This is a genomic window from uncultured Selenomonas sp. (assembly GCF_963528755.1).
Classification (GTDB): Bacteria; Bacillota; Negativicutes; order Selenomonadales; family Selenomonadaceae; genus Selenomonas.
This window is the reverse complement of sequence record NZ_CAURXA010000001.1, coordinates 363,744-378,879: the sequence shown is the minus strand read 5'-3', so window position 1 is coordinate 378,879 and position 15,136 is coordinate 363,744. Positions and strand designations below refer to the sequence as shown.

Sequence of the window (15,136 nt, the reverse complement as noted above, 5' to 3'; positions counted from 1 at the left end):
ATCCTTCTTATCTTGAGTTTTTATTGAAACAGTATTCCGTTTTCATCTGCCCAGCACTGCGGATCTTCGGCATAAAAACTGCCGCTTGTCCCCTTTGCCACGGCAGGACAGCCCCTGCACCATGCAAGCAGTTTGCATCGCGCACATTTACCAAACCGCTCGTATTCCCGATAACTTTCCATGCTTGTCACCCATACATCAGCAAGACGGTCTTCAAAAACATTTCCGACCTTGCTGTCTGCTGCTCTGCGACAAGCGTAGATATCGCCGGAAGGAAGAATGGTGATATGACAGTTTCCACAGTTGCAGCCGTTGTAGATCATACCAGTCTTCGCGTTTTGGGGAATCTTAAATGCCCCCGTCTCGTATTCATACAACGTCCATAGGTGATCCTTTTTGTTGAAGTAGGTATCGCATCCCTGCTCCGCATAATCTTTGAACTTCTGATCGCAGACAGCAAGCAGTTCCCGATATTCCTGCGCTGTCATGGACACATCCAGATCACCGCCGCTCGGAACGTATCGGGAAAAGGCAAATACATTCACCCCGGCCTCCGCGACCACATCAATGATGCCTGGTACTTCCATACGATTCGTTTTGGATACCGTGGTCATGATGACGCTCCGTATGCCCGCCTTGTTGAGACAGGCAATCTTTTCTAAGGTACAGTCATAAGAGCCTGGCTTCCTGAACCAATCGTGCGTTTCCCTGAGTCCATCAAGAGAAAGCTGGTACTTCTCACAGCCATACCATTTTAACTCCCGACAAATCTGGTCATTCAGATGAAACGGATTGCCGAGAATCGTGAACTTGATCGCATGATCGTGAATCAGTTTAAGCAGTTTCCAGAAATCAGGATGCAGGATCGGATCACCGCCCGTAATATAAAAATAGGGCATTCTTCCATATACTTCGCAGAAATCAAGGCAGTTGTAGAAGGTGCTTTCCATCTGCTTCCATGTCATGGAAAGAATACAGGTATGGTCGCCGGCGGAGTAAATATAGCAGTGCTTGCACCTCTGGTCACATGCATCTGTTATGTGCCATTGAAAAGAAAAGTATGGTTTCATGATCTTTCACCGTTGTCCGTTTCATCTGTATCATCTGCGCAGCTGTTTTCTTTCAAAAAGAATCCTCCAACCCTGATAAAGCTGGAGGATTCCCGTTCTGCTCAAACAAGAAGGGGTTTTATCCCAATCTTATTTGTCACCTGCGCCGCAGGAAGACCCGCAAGCCGACGGCTTCTCTTGTGGCTTGTCGCTAGCACCGCAGGCTGCAGGGGCTTCTGCAGGCTTATCATCAGCACCGCAGGCAGCAGGTTTCTCATTGGGCTTGTCACCTGCACCGCAGGCTGCTCCGCAGCCGCTGGCAGTCTTGTCTTCCGCCCATCCGGAAAGGTCTGATAACGCCATAATCGTCCTCCTTATCGACATCCAGCAGGCACCATTGCCTCCTGTGATTTCGATTATATCCATGGATGCAACCTGCCGCAAGTACGCACAATTTTGTAACCTGCGTTACTTTAAAGTAAGTATAACGAAAGAAACTCTTCTATAACAGGGTGGCAGGTTATTGACATTTTGCGGCTGTTACATTATATATAGTATGTAACATTTTATTTTAAGTGCTGCATATATAATGTGAGGAGATGGTTTGTCATGCGCAAAAAAGAAGATCTTCCAGAATGCGATGTCGCAACGACAGTCAGCATGATTGGAAGCAAGTGGAAGCTTCTTATTATCAGGAATCTCATCTTGCGTCCTTGGCGTTTTAACGAATTGCAAAGAGCTCTGGTGGGGATCAGCCAGAAGGTACTGACGGACAGTCTTCGACAGATGGAGGCTGACGGCATCATCACGCGCACCGTTTACCCTGAAGTGCCGCCGCGTGTGGAATATGCGCTCTCTTCATTGGGCGAATCCCTAAATCCCATCATTGCAGCTATGAAACAATGGGGGCGCAGATATAAAGAGCTTGCAGAATAAAAATATGCTTCACACAAACTTCAACGCCCGACAATCATCCGCCGGGCGTTGAAGTTGTTATGTACCCTCTTGATTTTTAATGCTGTGCATCATGTCCTGCAATTTCTGCGGAACGGGAAGCCCCATCCGTGCTGCGTTCTCGATGATAGCGGGCATATATGCTGAGGAATACACGGGATAGCCGAGCAGCTGGTCGGGTTCGCCCATCTGGTACGAAGGCTGCCACGAAGCGAATGAAATATTCCTATCGCTCCTTATCTGTAAGCAAGGCTTTCTGCAGCGACTGCTCCCAGCGCACGACCCACGGATTCAGCGTGTACTTGATGAACTCCAAGGATTGCTGCTCGATATTGTTGAAGCTCGATTTCTCCAAATCTCCGACCATATGCGGCGGCACACGGTAGAACCGAGCAATCTCGTCGATCTGAAACTTTCTCGTCTCAAGGAACTGCGCTTCTTCGGGCGGGATGGCAATCTGCTGATACTTGACGCCCTCTTCCAGCACAGCGATTCTGCCCGTGTTCATCGTACCGCCGTAAACGGCGTGCCAGCTTTCCCGCAGCTTCGACGGGTCTTTCAATACGCCCGGATGCTCCAAGACACCACCCGGACGCGCACCATGTCGGAAAATGCCGCGCCGTATTCCTCCGTCGCCAGAGCGATGCCGACGGCATTCTTTGCCATAGCAATGGGCGAATAGCCCACAAGACCGTCGAAGCCGAGTCCTGGAATATGCAACACATCCTCACGCCGCAAACGAATCTGCCCTTTGTCCTTGAAGTTCGGATTCTCCTCCGTGGTTCTCGTGTAGGTGTAGTAGAGTTCTCCTGTGCGGCTGTCCCGACTCACCTCCATCTTGTCCGGGAGCAGCGGATAGAGTCCGAGAACCTTGCCCCTGCCATCCCGCAAAATTTGTGCGTAGGCATTCCCCCATAAAAGAAGGTGATTCATCATTGTTTCGCAAAATATAAAGGAGGTCATCTCGGGATTCGGCGCATCATGGAGCAGGAAGTACAGCAGATGCTCCGGCACGCGCTCTTTGCCCCGCCCTTGGTAGGCATAGACGTGAAGCGGCAGCCCTGCGATTGATTCGGCAAGAATACGGACACAGGCATAGACCGCCGTTGTCTGCATTGCCGTTCGCTCGTTGACCGCCTTACCCGCTGCCGTCTGTCCAAACAAAAAAGACAAGCCGCCGAGATGATTCATGGGCTTGTCCCGCGAACGAAAGAGTTTGCTGAATAGGTTCATGAGCATCGTTCTCCTTTGATGACAATCTGTGTATATGGCTGTGAAGCCGAATATTGGGAGGAAGAGTAATGAAGCACAAGGTGAAACTTACGGTTATCGACAAAAAGCTGTATCCCGAATTGCAAAAGGAGTATTGCGCCGATCCCAATTCCGGAGACTGTCCCTGCTACAATGTGGGAGATGAATTCATCTTTGAGAGGGATGAAAGAAACGACCATTTCTGCCAGGGCGGACTTAACACACTAGTCAAAACAACAGCAAATCCTGATACGGTAGCGGGAGGCCCCCGAAAGCCCCATTGCTCGGAAGCATGGGATGCCATTTCTCGCTACATCTATGCAGGACTGCAGAGTGGATTGATCATGAAAGGGTGGATGAGGGAAGAGAACACCATCATATGTTGCTGTTCTGACGGAACCCGTCCTGTGATTTTCAAAATCGAACGTATTGACGAGGCAGATTGACCATGACCGATGCTCTTGGATAAGGACATCTATCATTCATGCAAGCCCTTACAGCAGCAAAATTCCTCGCTCATTATACACCGATTCCGACGCATCATTGCCGCAGCGAATCGCGCGATCAAGCGCCATAATAAGCGCGATCACGCCGTCAATCCGCTCGGTGGACTTCTCCTTATCCGCCTTGATGTTCCCCGCAGGGTCGGTGCGAATGAAGATGTTGTCTGCCATCCAGCGCATGACGGGATGCCCGCCGTGCGCTATTTTCTTTTCCAGCGTCAGCTTCATCAGTTCCTTCGTCGGCGGACTCATATCCTTGAATCCCTGCCCGAACGGGACGACGGTGAAGCCCATTCCTTCGAGGTTCTGCACCATCTGCACCGCACCCCAGCGGTCAAAGGCGATCTCGCGGATGTTGTACGTCTTGCCCAGTTCTTCGATGAATTTCTCGATGAAGCCGTAATGCACGACGTTTCCCTCCGTGGTCATGAGAAAACCCTGCTTCTGCCATACGTCATAAGGCACATGGTCACGCCGCACGCGCAAGTCGATGTTCTCCTCGGGAATCCAGAAATACGGAAGCACAGCAAAAGACTCATCTTCATCCGTCGGAGGAAACACGAGCACAAATGCCGTGACATCCGTCGTCGACGAGAGGTCAAGACCGCCGTAGCAGACGCGCCCCTTCAAGGCTCCGGCATCCACAGTCGCGGCGCACGCATCCCATTTGTCCATCGGCATCCAGCGCACGGACTGCTTGACCCACTGGTTCAAACGAAGCTGACGGAAGCTGTTCTCCTCAGCTGGATTCTGACGCGCAGAGTCACACGCCGCCTGCACCTTGTCGATGCCTACCGTGATGCCGAGCGATGGATTCGACCGTTTTCATACCTCGGGATCTGTCCAATCCTCATCTTCCTTTGCACCATAGATGACAGGATAGAATGTCTGGTCGATTTTTCGTCCCTCTAAGATGTCCTTCGCCTTCTGATGCGTCTCGTAACAGATGGACTGTGTATCTGTCCCCGCCGTCGTGATGAGGAAATAGAGCGGCTGCATTCGCGCATCGCCCGAGCCTTTCGTCATAACGTCAAAGAGTTTGCGGTTCGGCTGCGTGTGCAATTCGTCGAACACGACACCGTGGATGTTGAATCCGTGCTTTGAATAGGCCTCTGCTGAGAGCACTTGATAGAAGCTGTTCGTCGGCAAATACACCATGCGCTTCTGGCACACTCTTCATGCCCTCCGCCTTGGCAGCGGCAACGCGCCCGTGACCTGCGAGGATGCCGCAGTTCTTGTCAATGATGACGGGATTGATGAAGTCGAATTCGCGCAGACTGCCGCGCAGACAGGTACTCACTCGGATTCGGCATATCTGCACCGAAAAGCTCTGCGGCATCTGCAAGGTCTGCTCCGTCCAATTCCGTCATGGGGAATTCCATGAACCGTTCTTTTTTTGCGCGTGACCCATCGTCGGTCCGGCAATGGCGCGGTTTTGGAGATTTTTCCGCCCCCGGGGGATGCCAAAACACAGCTTGCATTTGCTTCACTTTCGCATTACAATAAACGAAAGGAGGAATCGTATCATGACCAAAACTGCCACCATCAACATGCGCATCGAGCCTACGGTGAAAGCCCATGCAGAGGATGTCTTTTCCAGCTTCGGCATATCCATCACCGATGCCATCAACATCTTTCTGCACGCATCCATCATGGAGGGCGGCTTTCCCTTCCAGCCGAAGCAGCCGCGCTACAATAAAGAGACGCTACTAGCCATCGATGAAGCGCGCGCCATTATGGACGGGAAAATCGAGGCAAAACGCTATCGTTCCCTAAGTACACTTTTAAAAGACTTAGGTGAGGAGGACGGCGATGCTTGAACTCGTAACTACCACGCAATTTCGCAAGGACTTGAAACGTCTGCGAAAACGCGGGGCGAATATGAAAAAGCTGGACGATGTCCTGCAAACGCTCTGCGCAGAAGAACCCTTGTCTGAAAAGCATCGCGATCACGCGCTTGTCGGTAATTACATTGGGTTTCGTGAATGCCATGTCGCTCCCGATTGGCTGCTCGTCTATGCCATCGACAAGGGACAGCTTATCCTAACAGCTTCCTGCACAGGTTCACACTCTGATCTCTCCTAGCCGATTCTTTTTGAGTCGGCTTTTATCTTTCTCGGCTTCTCCGATGAATTTTCTCGTGACAGCTAATGCAGAGCGACATGAGATTGCTCTCGTCATACCTGCCGCCATCGCCGAGCGGCTTGATGTGATGCACGAGCGTCGCCGCCACGAAGCGTCCGTGCTCTTTGCACATCTCGCACCGCGGTTCTCGTGCCAGATGCCTGTCACGAATCTTTCGCCACACACTGCCGTACCGCTCGTGCTGTCTGTAGCCGCGAGCAAAACGTTCGTAGTACCTCTGCATCGGTTTCTCATGCTTCTCGCAGTAGCCGCTCTTGCTGCCCGTCAAATTGGGACAGCCGCCGTAGCAACATGGGCGTTTCGGGTTCCTCGGCATCGCTTCCCCTCCATCAAAAAAGCCACCGATGGGATTTCTCCCTCGATGGCTTCTTCCTATTCTCACTGATTCTATCATATCAAAATCAACCCATTGACATCAAGAGGACATCGACTGCCATTTAGTGACATCCTATGCCCGAATCGAAAATTTTTTCAATCCTTCTCCGTGTAGCCGATAAATTTGCCGCAGGCTCAGCTTCATCTCTTCTGCTATCGCCGACCACGAGCGATACCCCCTGTAGCGAAGATGCAGCACGCGACGCGCATCCCTGTCTGTCACCTGTTGTATGGCGGCGTAAATCTCGGTGCGAAGGTATACGAGACTGGCAATCTCGCCGCCATTCGTGTGGAGGGCGACAAGGGCGATGCGAACAGCACGACAACTTCTGCCGTTGCACCGGGAACAATCGACATTCGCGAAAATCCCACGCAGGACATCTCTGCCTTGAGCCGCGATACAGCGAACTCGCTGAATGAGCTTGAACGTATCTTTGACAAGCAAAAGATCGAAGAACAACAAGAACTTGCCAAAGCCTTCGGTGAAGAAGCCTTCCGCCTCGCCCATAACCTCCCCGATGACGGCAGCGGCAGAAAAGTCGCCGTCCATGCCATCATCAGCGGCATCATGAGCCAGATCACAGGCGCTGACTTTGCTTCTGGTGCCATTGGTGCAGGAGTCAACGAAGCTGTTATTAAGGCACTTGATGGCAAAGATCCAGGTACGGCTCAAATCGTCAGATGGTAATGTGGACAGAAAATAGGTGCGAACTTTGAATCATATACAAAAAATAAGTTTCATCATTCCAAATGGATGGGGACAATATTTATATCGTATACTTTCCCCCATAAAGGATATGGTCGATGGTACATGGGAGGTTTATGGTACAGCGATAATTGGTGATCTTCAGGCATGGCACAATATAAACGGTGAAATGGTTGATTTATTTGATTTCAAGTATTTTTCAAACCAAGATTTCTTTTCAGTACTCATGTCGCGTAGGTATTATATCGTATCAGGTATATTCAGCTTAAAATCTTCCCTCGAGAACAAAACGGACAAGCTAAATGGAGCTTATTTAGAAGTTATTGTAACAGATAGTGTATATGTAGATATTTCTTCTGTTGATGATAAGATCATATCTGCCTTGTATACGAATGCAGTAAACCAAGGATTTGAAAATATTGAAACGGAGGAAATAAGCTAAATCACAGGAGCTGACTTTGCTTCTGGCGCCATCGGCGCAGGCGTAACCGAGACGATCATCGGCGAGATCAAGAAGATCAAGGATCCCGGTACAGCGCAGATCGTCAGCGCGATTGTAGGGGCTGCGGCTGCTAAGGCGGTCAGTGGGAATGCGGGTTCTGGTGCGACTTCGGCAACTAGTGGAACGAAATGGAATGCGGAATACGAAGAACTATTTCGTAGCATGATTTCACCAGAAGAAGTTCCATATTTTCAAGAAGCCTATGATCGTATAGATTCTCTTATTGATGATATTTCAAGTGAGGTTATGAATGAAGCCAAATATTTAGTTGATTCTGGACAGCTTGATATTCGAAACATGCCCTCTGACTATACCACTATCCAGATGAGTATCGGAGAGGGTATAAAAGCCGCTACAGTTGCTTGTATAATCGACAAATTTGGAAACGTGTACGGAACAATAGCATTTGCGCCTGGCGTAGCAGCTACAGCTGTACCGTTAAACATTGGTGCAGGATGGCTAGCAATATCAGGTAAAGAAGAAACATCTGATGCTTATAGAACATACATCTCCGGCTAGTCTGGATCATTTACAGCACTTGCTGGTGTAGGCGGAACATTGGGTCTGTCTGCCGCAGGAGCCCTAGGAGAAATAGATGCCGGCGGCAGCGTGCTTTAAATGCAACTATTGGCAGCCACCCTCCCCTTATCCGTCTCTCCCGCCCAAGCGGCTCCGCTCTCGCAACAGGAGCAGCTTGACCAGTCGCGGGCGCAGGAGGCGGCACGGCAGGAGCGGCTGCAGTTCCCGAAGCAAAAGGCAGAACTTTACCTCGGTCTCGATGTCGGCGCCGTCTACGGCGCCGATCTCTACAACGGGCATGTGCTCGCAGGCGCAGCGCTCAGCGTTCGCGGAACGGTCAACGATATTTCCTACGATGTTTTCGCTGCCGCGTCCATAGAAAAACCCGAAGGATTCCACACGCCGGACGCGACCTGCGGCTTCTCCCTCGTGTGGAGGTTTTAATGGCTATATTACAGAAAGTAGCGAACTAATCTATTGATGTTGTATAAAGCATGTATCGTCAATCTGATGTGAGAGCGTCACCTCGCCCAGACGCGGGATACTGCCGCCACCGATCATTGCCACTGTGGACAATGTATGATGCGGACTTCGGAACGGACGTGTGGTCATAAGCCCCGTATTCTTGCCAGGCAGCCCTGAGATGCTGCAAATCTTCGTAATCTCGATGGTTTCTTCCTTCTTCAGCTCCAGCAGGATCGAAGACATCTAACGTACCAGCATTGTCTTGCTTGAGCCGGACACACCGACCATCAGGACATTATGCCCTCCTGCCGCTGCAATTTCAAGCGAGCGCTTCGCCTGATACTCCACCATCTCAACGAGGAGATCATTGCCGAGACGCGCCATGCAGGAAAGAAGATTGTCTTGCTCTGCTCCTATGCGGACAAGATGATGACACGCAAAGAGGGGTTCCGCACGTACTGTAATCTCAGTACTCGTCGAATCCGAAATTCAGACCGATTCGATCGCCCGTCGTCGTATATTCTTTGAATTTGTAGATGAGCGGGTGCCACTTTGCCGTGTTGATCCGTCCGTCCCGCAGCAATTCATCCGAGACGAAGATCGCCATGATCCGGCAGACGACGACGGCGAACCAATCCTTGGGCGTGATGCTCTCCACGACGGTCTCGATATGGATGGGACACTCCGCAATCCGCACTGTCCGCACCGTCTCACCGGGCAGCTGCGTGAGGCCGGCGGCGGCGAATTTATCCGAGCAATAAGTATAGCCGAGCTCTTTTTTCACGCCGGCGGGCTCTCGAACGCCCGTCGTTTTTTCAATGCGCTTCAGCTGTTCATAGAGCGTGCCGTCTGGCACGCTGAACGTCGCCTCTGCACCCTCTTCCAGATTTTGAAAGCCTTTATTTCCCTGGCCGATGCCGATCACCATCGTATTGCCAAGCGTCCAAGACGAGGACAGCGGCGTCAGATCGTCCGCGCCGGTCGCGCGGTCCTTCGTTGTCATGAAAAACACGGGAAAACCGTAGTAAAACCCAAATCGCTCAATTCTTTGATGCATCGTATGCTCCTTTCTGTCAACGAATCTGCTTTCAGCATACCATCTGCGTCAAGACCCCATAATCAGGCACATGATAACAACGTATATATTATTCACAGATTCGATGCATCATCCACGCGGCACTGGTTTCCATGGCCGAACGAATTTCTGACAGACAAAGGCGCTATCACTGAATCCATCGATATGCCGACACCAGCACAGCCGGACTGCAAAACATGGATATCATTTCTCTCAGAGCATCTCACGTGCATAACATCAAACACCTATTTTGTTGCCCATAGTCTGGGATGCATTACAACGCTGCGATATTTACAAACAGTCGCTGCACCAATCGGCGGCGCCGTGCTCGTCTCCGGATTCGATCAGTCAATTCCAGACTTTTCGTTCCTCGATGAATTCACCGCCACAATCCCAAACTATAAACTGCTTTCAAAAACAATCCCAAATAGAGCCGTTGTTTCCGCCAGGGACGATCCGATTGTCACCCACGAGTTCAGCCGCTCGTTTGCCGAACGGTTCGACGCAGTCTTTTATGAGACCAAGACGGGCGGACACTATCTGGACGCTGACGGCGTGACAACACTCCCCATTGTTGCCGATGTACTGTCTCGCATGATGGAATAATTGCAAATAGAATACCGTGTCCGATAAAGTAGAAAAGGGATTCCAAACGTCAATAAGACGAACGGAATCTCTTTTTATCACTCAAGTGATTTAAGTGCTGCTTGTTCTGCATGAATGAGTGTGGTATCAAAGAGTGGAATATCGGTATCGGATTGCTGGATCAGAAGTCCGATTTCGGTACATCCCAGGATGATCCCCTGCGCCCCGTTTCGTGCGAGTTTATGAATAATGTCCAGATATGCAGCTTTGGACTTCTCAAAAATTTTTCCGAGACACAGTTCATCGTAAATGACGCGATTGACGACATCGACATCATCATCATTCGGAACGATGACCTCAATCCCCTGTCTGATCAAAATATTTTTATAGAAATCCTGTTGCATGGTATATTTCGTGCCGAGCAGGCCGACTTTTCGAATGCCTTGTTTCTTTAGCTGTACAGCGGTCATGTCTGCAATATGCAGGATGGGGATATGAATTCTCCTGCCGATTTCAGGCACTACCTTGTGCATCGTATTGGTGCAGATTACAATATAATCTGCACCCGCCCGTTCCAGTGCTTGTGCGGCTTCAGACAAAACATCTGCGCTCTTATCCCATTCTCCCCTCGTCTGATATTTCTCGATTCCATCAAAATCAACACTGTATAGAATACATTTTGCAGAATGCAGACCGCCTAGCCGATTTTTAATCGTTTCGTTGATGATCTGATAGTATGTCACCGTACTTTCCCAACTCATACCACCGATCAGTCCTATTGTTTTCATCATATCACCTCTGCTGTTACAATAGCACCGTCCATCCGTCATAACAAGGTAAAAATTGTAGGGAGGACAATTCACCCCCCTCTTCCTTTATTCTTCCTAAAGGATCAATGTCTCCGTCTGCGGCGGAATCGTATTTTCCTCCATCAGATCATGAACAATCCGTAGTCCGCGCGCCAGCTCCTCATTCGTTGGCGGCGAGCAGAGGGCGAGGCGAATAAAGGAATGCTCCGCCTCCCCGCCGACGGCAAAGCGATCCGACGAGAGGACACGCACACCGCGATGCTGCGCCTGTGCCTCGACATTCGCCCCACCGCATCCCACAGGCAGTGGCATCCATTGGAAGAAACTGCGTGGATTCCTCGTATGTGCAGGGAAGATCCCTCGAAAGATGCGATTGCGCTCCTCAGACATCCGACATTTCTCCCTCATTATACGCTCCGCCGCGCCGCTGGCGATCAACTCTGATGCGATCTCCGCACTCAGCGGCGGAATCGTCATGCTGATGCTGCGCACTGTCCGTCGAAAGAGCGGCCTGAGATGCGCGGGAACAAGCATGTAGGCAACGCGCAGTCCGGGGCAGGTAAGTTTTGACAGGCTGTGCAGATAAACAGACTGCCGCGGGAGGAGCATGGTCATGGGCACAGCGTTCTCGCGTGCCGTAAAGCCATAAGCATCGTCCTCAATCAAAAACATATTGTGCTTACGCAGCACCGCTGCAATCTTTCTGCGCCGTTCCTCAGGCATGACGATGCCAGTCGGGTTTGCGCAGGACGGCATAAGATAGACACCTTTGATGTTTATCTGCTGACGCTGCCGTGCAAGCGCATCCGGCAGCATCCCGTCCACATCTCCCTCGATTGGGATGAGGCGTATGTTCAACTGTTTTGCAAGGCCGATGAAATTCGCATACGTATATCCGTCCACCGCAATTCGATCTCCTGCATCAAACAGCGCAGTGAGTACGATTGCAAGTGCACTCTGCGTGCCAGAAGTAAGAAGGAGATTCGCTGGCTCTGCCGCAAGAGAAAAGCGTGCCAGCCAACTGCACGCAGTTCGCGCATGACGATCCTCATCCTGCACACCACCAAGCGCGAAGAGCCGCGCTGCACCCTTGCCGCGCAGAATCTCCCGTGCAGTATCTGCAAGAATCTCGTTGAACTCCTCGTATGGATGAATGCTGCCGAGTTCGATGATTGACTTTTCCGTTCCTCCCATCGTATCATGCAGTACGGCATTCGGCGAGACGAACGTCCCGCGCCCAATGACCGCATAGATCAACCCCTTGTCCGTGCAAAGACGAAAGGCGCGTGTCACCGTGCTCAGATTAAGATCCAGAAAGTCGGCAAGTTCCCGCTGAGGCGGAAGTTTTGTATGTGGCAGCAGCCGTCCGCTGAGGATGTCGTATTCGAGCTGAGCAGCAAGTGCACGATAGAACGGAGGATGGAGCTCCGCGCGTGCGGGACGCCACGTCATCGGATAATTATCGAACGAATTGATGGGCATAGGATATCTCCTACAACATTGTCATACATACAATTTTACTGTTGAAATCATACAATGGGCAGTTTAACATAATAATTGTATGTATTATATCACAGGAGAGATGACCATGGATAGGAAAAACAGCATTGCTTCAACGAGCGCAACGGTATCCGTCTCACTTTATATTCTGCCCTTTATCCTGGTCGGCTCGTTTCTGTCCATCTTTGACCAGTTCGTTATCAATGTCGCCGCCCCCGCCATCATTTCCTCCTTACATCCGTCGGCTGCAGAATTCGAGGGCATTATGAGCGGCTATGCACTCGTCTACGGCGTAGGGCTGATTGTCGGCGGCCGCCTCGGCGACCGTTTCGGACGGCGGCGTATCTACTGCCTCGGACTTTTTCTTTTTGCCGCGACCTCAGCGCTCTGCGGCGTTGCTCAGACGGCACAACACCTTGTTGTCGCACGTCTTCTGCAAGGGCTTTCGGGCGCGGTCATGGTGCCGCAGGTACTCGCTCTGATTCGTGTCTCATACGAAGAGAATGCACGTGTGCAGGCACTATCCGCATTCGGCGTGTCCATCGGACTCGGGCAGATCATGGGGCAGGTACTTGGCGGCTGGATTCCTGCATGGGATTTTCTTGGACTCGGTTGGCGCATGATTTTCCTTGCCAACGTGCCGATCTGCCTGATCGCCGCCATTGGCTGCAGGTCGCTGCCACCGAATCTAAAAGCTGTACACGAGGCACACCAAAAACGGCTAGGAAATCCGTTCCGTCTCTTTTGGTATCGTGGTTATACAATCGGAATTCTTCTCAATGTATGCCTGTACGCCGCCATTGTGCCATTCTTTGTCATTCTCGGCCTCTATCTACAAAACATCTGTGAACTCTCGCCGCAGATGGCGGGACTTGTCTTTATGGCGGTCGGCACGGGATTCGTCCTCGCCTCCTCCGCAGGTCCTATGCTCATGCGGAGATACTCGCCGTCGCACGTGTTGATCTGCGGAACGCTCTGCACGGGCACGGGCATCCTCGCCGTGTTGCTCGGCACAATCACGGGACTGTCCACTGCAATTCCCTTTGTCCTCCTCGCGTTGTTTGTCCTCGGGATCGGCAACGGCACGGTGATTCCCATTTCGACAGGTATTGTTCTGCGCTATCTACCGATGGCGGATGCGGGCGTTGGTGGTGCCATTCTGACGACGGGTCAGCAGCTTGCAGGTGCGCTCGGAATTGTATTTGCAGGCGAGTTTCTCATGGGAGACGGCGCATCTCTTGCCTCGCCCGCCACCTATGTGGATGGCCTCACCCTTCAAGTGTGCGCCGCATCGGCTGCGCTCTGCTGCGCCGCTCTTCTCAGCCGTATCCCTGCCTCCACGCAAAATACGCAGAGATAATCGAGGCGCTGACACAGGACAAGACCATCATCATAGTACAACACATTATTTATCTGCGAAGATAGCGGGTGGTTTATTGTGTCACGACCCATAACAAAATATAATCCGCCGAAGCGGACTGTTGGAAAAATCTTTTGTAACTTGTATGTAACTTGTATGTAACTTGTATATAACTTTCAACCTGAAAATCAGCGCATTTTTGTCGATCTTACGGGCAATTTCAGCACGTCGAGATAACCGAAAAAGCCCGCCAGTACTGGACTGACGGGCTTTTGTAACTTTCTATTCGGTTCTTGCTGCTTAACGCTTCGAGAACTGAGAGGCCTTGCGAGCTTTTTTGAGACCGTACTTGCGGCGCTCCTTCTCGCGCGGATCGCGCGTGACGAATCCAGCCTTTTTCAGCGCCGGGCGAAGCTCTCCATCGAGCTCCATCAGGGCGCGCGTGATGCCGTGACGAATCGCACCTGCCTGGCCCGAGGCGCCACCACCCTTGACGTTAGCAATGACATCGTACTTGTCCACCGTATCGGTGAGGTTCAACGGCTGACGAACGATGAGCTCAAGCGTCTTGAGACCGAAATACTCTTCCATATCGCGGCCGTTGATCGTGACCTTGCCGTCACCGGGAACCAAGCGAACGCGAGCGACCGAGGTCTTCCTGCGACCCGTGCCGTAATAGCTGACTAATGCCATGGATTAAAGCTCCTCCTTCCAGAAATCAACGGATGTCGAGCGCGAGCACTTCGGGCTTCTGCGCTGCGTGGGGGTGTTCCGAACCAGCATAGACATTGAGCTTGCGGTACATCTGTGCACCGAGGCGATTTTTCGGCAACATGCCGCGCACCGCTTTCTCAATGACCTTCTCCGGAGCTTTCTCCATGAGCTTTCCTGCCGCTGTGAACGTCGTGCCACCCGGATATCCGGAATGACGGAAATACATCTTATCCGTGAGTTTCTTGCCTGTAAAGACCGCCTTCTCCGCGTTGATCACAATGACGAAATCACCCGTATCAACATGCGGCGTGAAGGTCGGCTTGTTCTTGCCGCGAAGCACCTTGGCGACTTCCGCCGCCAAGCGACCTACCGTCTGGCCGGCAGCGTCGACAACATACCACTTGCGTTCGATATTCGCTGCATTCGCCATAAATGTCGTCTTCATGCGAATCCTCCCTCAACCTATTGTAATGCATTATTTTCATAGATGATGGCCCGCTGGCGCTCCGGGGCTAATGGATGCGCTTGCTACGACTCATACAGAAATATTCTATTCAAAAGGGCACAGCTTGTCAAGCATTTTTTCTTGCCGCTGCTCTGCCGGAAGATTGCAAGTTTAATTGT

Annotated in this window: 18 protein-coding genes and 5 pseudogenes; 10 read left to right on the top strand and 13 right to left on the bottom strand. The window is 51.4% G+C overall.

The genetic code is table 11. From position 1 onward, the window contains the following. Positions 1-20 precede the first annotated feature (20 nt). Together acgM and acgA are read right to left on the bottom strand one after the other, a co-directional pair. Positions 21-1,070 carry a radical SAM/SPASM domain protein, ACGX system gene (acgM, locus tag RWS31_RS01910; protein WP_314595631.1) on the bottom strand — a complete coding sequence of 350 codons (1,050 nt, stop codon included), beginning with the start codon at positions 1,068-1,070 and terminating at the stop codon, positions 21-23. A gap of 129 nt (positions 1,071-1,199) precedes the next feature. Then, the gene (gene acgA, locus RWS31_RS01905; RefSeq protein ID WP_314595629.1) at positions 1,200-1,412 is read right to left on the bottom strand and encodes an ACGX-repeat peptide; all 213 of its coding nucleotides are present in this window, start codon (positions 1,410-1,412) and stop codon (positions 1,200-1,202) included. 246 nt (positions 1,413-1,658) lie between these two features. On the opposite strand from acgA, the gene RWS31_RS01900 reads away from it, so the two are divergent. After that, the gene (locus RWS31_RS01900; protein ID WP_314595627.1) at positions 1,659-1,985 is read left to right on the top strand and encodes a helix-turn-helix domain-containing protein; all 327 of its coding nucleotides are present in this window, start codon (positions 1,659-1,661) and stop codon (positions 1,983-1,985) included. A gap of 57 nt (positions 1,986-2,042) precedes the next feature. Here RWS31_RS01900 and RWS31_RS11025 read toward each other — a convergent pair. Together RWS31_RS11025 and RWS31_RS01890 are read right to left on the bottom strand one after the other, a co-directional pair. Further along, positions 2,043-2,135 (bottom strand): annotated as a pseudogene (locus RWS31_RS11025) (phage holin family protein); the annotation flags it as partial. 97 nt (positions 2,136-2,232) lie between these two features. Further along, positions 2,233-3,236 (bottom strand): annotated as a pseudogene (locus tag RWS31_RS01890) (phage portal protein); the annotation flags it as partial. A 68-nt stretch (positions 3,237-3,304) separates the two neighbouring features. On the opposite strand from RWS31_RS01890, the gene RWS31_RS01885 reads away from it, so the two are divergent. Beyond that, complete coding sequence (locus RWS31_RS01885; protein WP_314595623.1) at positions 3,305-3,700, top strand: TIGR04076 family protein; 396 nt, start codon at positions 3,305-3,307, stop codon at positions 3,698-3,700. Between the two features lie 48 nt (positions 3,701-3,748). Here the strand turns inward: RWS31_RS01885 and RWS31_RS01880 are convergent. Together RWS31_RS01880 and RWS31_RS11020 are read right to left on the bottom strand one after the other, a co-directional pair. Next, positions 3,749-4,924: pseudogene (locus RWS31_RS01880) on the bottom strand (terminase large subunit); the annotation flags it as partial. Further along, positions 4,923-5,045, bottom strand: a pseudogene (locus tag RWS31_RS11020) (ParB N-terminal domain-containing protein); the annotation flags it as partial. The pseudogenes RWS31_RS01880 and RWS31_RS11020, both read right to left, overlap by 2 nt. Positions 5,046-5,283: 238 nt before the next feature. Here RWS31_RS11020 and RWS31_RS01875 point away from each other — a divergent pair. Next, positions 5,284-5,577 carry a type II toxin-antitoxin system RelB/DinJ family antitoxin gene (locus tag RWS31_RS01875; RefSeq protein ID WP_314595620.1) on the top strand — a complete coding sequence of 98 codons (294 nt, stop codon included), beginning with the start codon at positions 5,284-5,286 and terminating at the stop codon, positions 5,575-5,577. Continuing rightward, positions 5,570-5,842: a type II toxin-antitoxin system YafQ family toxin gene (locus RWS31_RS01870; RefSeq protein WP_314595619.1), complete on the top strand. Its 273-nt coding sequence runs from the start codon at positions 5,570-5,572 to the stop codon at positions 5,840-5,842. Before RWS31_RS01875 ends, RWS31_RS01870 begins: the two co-directional genes overlap by 8 nt. Positions 5,843-5,864: 22 nt before the next feature. Here RWS31_RS01870 and RWS31_RS01865 read toward each other — a convergent pair whose 3' ends face one another. After that, a complete protein-coding gene (locus RWS31_RS01865) occupies positions 5,865-6,218 on the bottom strand; it encodes an HNH endonuclease signature motif containing protein (protein ID WP_314595617.1) in 354 nt (117 codons plus the stop codon). Positions 6,219-6,467: 249 nt separating this feature from the next. Here RWS31_RS01865 and RWS31_RS01860 point away from each other — a divergent pair, with 249 nt between their 5' ends. From RWS31_RS01860 to RWS31_RS01845, 4 genes are all read left to right on the top strand, one after another. Beyond that, positions 6,468-6,965 (top strand): hypothetical protein, encoded by a 498-nt coding sequence (locus RWS31_RS01860; RefSeq protein WP_314595615.1) that lies wholly within the window; start codon positions 6,468-6,470, stop codon positions 6,963-6,965. A 16-nt stretch (positions 6,966-6,981) separates the two neighbouring features. Further along, positions 6,982-7,425, top strand: a complete 444-nt coding sequence (locus tag RWS31_RS01855) for a DUF2691 family protein (RefSeq protein WP_399553713.1) — start codon at positions 6,982-6,984, stop codon at positions 7,423-7,425. A 222-nt stretch (positions 7,426-7,647) separates the two neighbouring features. Beyond that, a complete protein-coding gene (locus RWS31_RS01850) occupies positions 7,648-8,004 on the top strand; it encodes a hypothetical protein (RefSeq protein WP_314595613.1) in 357 nt (118 codons plus the stop codon). Between the two features lie 99 nt (positions 8,005-8,103). Next, complete coding sequence (locus RWS31_RS01845) at positions 8,104-8,448, top strand: hypothetical protein (RefSeq protein WP_314595611.1); 345 nt, start codon at positions 8,104-8,106, stop codon at positions 8,446-8,448. Between the two features lie 66 nt (positions 8,449-8,514). On the opposite strand, the pseudogene RWS31_RS01840 reads toward RWS31_RS01845, so the two are convergent. Beyond that, positions 8,515-8,814, bottom strand: a pseudogene (locus tag RWS31_RS01840) (ATP-binding protein); the annotation flags it as partial. Positions 8,815-8,935: 121 nt separating this feature from the next. Then, positions 8,936-9,526, bottom strand: a complete 591-nt coding sequence (locus RWS31_RS01835) for a flavin reductase (RefSeq protein ID WP_314595609.1) — start codon at positions 9,524-9,526, stop codon at positions 8,936-8,938. On the opposite strand from RWS31_RS01835, the gene RWS31_RS01830 reads away from it, so the two are divergent. Next, entirely contained in the window at positions 9,521-10,150 is a 630-nt protein-coding gene (locus tag RWS31_RS01830; RefSeq protein ID WP_314595702.1) for an alpha/beta hydrolase, read from the top strand. The two genes, RWS31_RS01835 and RWS31_RS01830, sit on opposite strands and share 6 nt — an antisense overlap. Positions 10,151-10,227: 77 nt before the next feature. Here the strand turns inward: RWS31_RS01830 and RWS31_RS01825 are convergent, their stop codons facing one another. After that, complete coding sequence (locus tag RWS31_RS01825) at positions 10,228-10,917, bottom strand: aspartate/glutamate racemase family protein (RefSeq protein WP_399553727.1); 690 nt, start codon at positions 10,915-10,917, stop codon at positions 10,228-10,230. A gap of 96 nt (positions 10,918-11,013) precedes the next feature. Further along, complete coding sequence (locus RWS31_RS01820) at positions 11,014-12,420, bottom strand: PLP-dependent aminotransferase family protein (protein WP_314595605.1); 1,407 nt, start codon at positions 12,418-12,420, stop codon at positions 11,014-11,016. A 106-nt stretch (positions 12,421-12,526) separates the two neighbouring features. On the opposite strand from RWS31_RS01820, the gene RWS31_RS01815 reads away from it, so the two are divergent. Further along, positions 12,527-13,798, top strand: a complete 1,272-nt coding sequence (locus RWS31_RS01815) for an MFS transporter (RefSeq protein ID WP_314595602.1) — start codon at positions 12,527-12,529, stop codon at positions 13,796-13,798. 300 nt (positions 13,799-14,098) lie between these two features. Here the strand turns inward: RWS31_RS01815 and rpsI are convergent, their stop codons facing one another. After that, the gene (rpsI, locus tag RWS31_RS01810) at positions 14,099-14,491 is read right to left on the bottom strand and encodes a 30S ribosomal protein S9 (protein ID WP_006192988.1); all 393 of its coding nucleotides are present in this window, start codon (positions 14,489-14,491) and stop codon (positions 14,099-14,101) included. A 25-nt stretch (positions 14,492-14,516) separates the two neighbouring features. Continuing rightward, the gene (rplM, locus tag RWS31_RS01805; RefSeq protein WP_009646432.1) at positions 14,517-14,957 is read right to left on the bottom strand and encodes a 50S ribosomal protein L13; all 441 of its coding nucleotides are present in this window, start codon (positions 14,955-14,957) and stop codon (positions 14,517-14,519) included. Positions 14,958-15,136: the final 179 nt, after the last annotated feature.

Bases quoted from the DNA above. Each gene is read 5' to 3' on its own strand.
- acgA (WP_314595629.1), bottom strand. From the start codon at position 1,412: ATGGCGTTATCAGACCTTTCCGGATGGGCGGAAGACAAGACTGCCAGC.
- RWS31_RS01825 (WP_399553727.1), bottom strand. From the start codon at position 10,917: ATGAAAACAATAGGACTGATCGGTGGTATGAGTTGGGAAAGTACGGTG.
- RWS31_RS01865 (WP_314595617.1), bottom strand. From the start codon at position 6,218: ATGCCGAGGAACCCGAAACGCCCATGTTGCTACGGCGGCTGTCCCAAT.
- RWS31_RS01850 (WP_314595613.1), top strand. From the start codon at position 7,648: ATGATTTCACCAGAAGAAGTTCCATATTTTCAAGAAGCCTATGATCGT.
- RWS31_RS01870 (WP_314595619.1), top strand. From the start codon at position 5,570: ATGCTTGAACTCGTAACTACCACGCAATTTCGCAAGGACTTGAAACGT.
- RWS31_RS01875 (WP_314595620.1), top strand. From the start codon at position 5,284: ATGACCAAAACTGCCACCATCAACATGCGCATCGAGCCTACGGTGAAA.
- RWS31_RS01815 (WP_314595602.1), top strand. From the start codon at position 12,527: ATGGATAGGAAAAACAGCATTGCTTCAACGAGCGCAACGGTATCCGTC.
- rpsI (WP_006192988.1), bottom strand. From the start codon at position 14,491: ATGGCATTAGTCAGCTATTACGGCACGGGTCGCAGGAAGACCTCGGTC.
- RWS31_RS01860 (WP_314595615.1), top strand. From the start codon at position 6,468: ATGCAGCACGCGACGCGCATCCCTGTCTGTCACCTGTTGTATGGCGGC.
- RWS31_RS01835 (WP_314595609.1), bottom strand. From the start codon at position 9,526: ATGCATCAAAGAATTGAGCGATTTGGGTTTTACTACGGTTTTCCCGTG.
- RWS31_RS01830 (WP_314595702.1), top strand. From the start codon at position 9,521: ATGCATCGTATGCTCCTTTCTGTCAACGAATCTGCTTTCAGCATACCA.
- acgM (WP_314595631.1), bottom strand. From the start codon at position 1,070: ATGAAACCATACTTTTCTTTTCAATGGCACATAACAGATGCATGTGAC.
- RWS31_RS01885 (WP_314595623.1), top strand. From the start codon at position 3,305: ATGAAGCACAAGGTGAAACTTACGGTTATCGACAAAAAGCTGTATCCC.
- RWS31_RS01820 (WP_314595605.1), bottom strand. From the start codon at position 12,420: ATGCCCATCAATTCGTTCGATAATTATCCGATGACGTGGCGTCCCGCA.
- RWS31_RS01845 (WP_314595611.1), top strand. From the start codon at position 8,104: ATGCAACTATTGGCAGCCACCCTCCCCTTATCCGTCTCTCCCGCCCAA.
- rplM (WP_009646432.1), bottom strand. From the start codon at position 14,957: ATGAAGACGACATTTATGGCGAATGCAGCGAATATCGAACGCAAGTGG.
- RWS31_RS01900 (WP_314595627.1), top strand. From the start codon at position 1,659: ATGCGCAAAAAAGAAGATCTTCCAGAATGCGATGTCGCAACGACAGTC.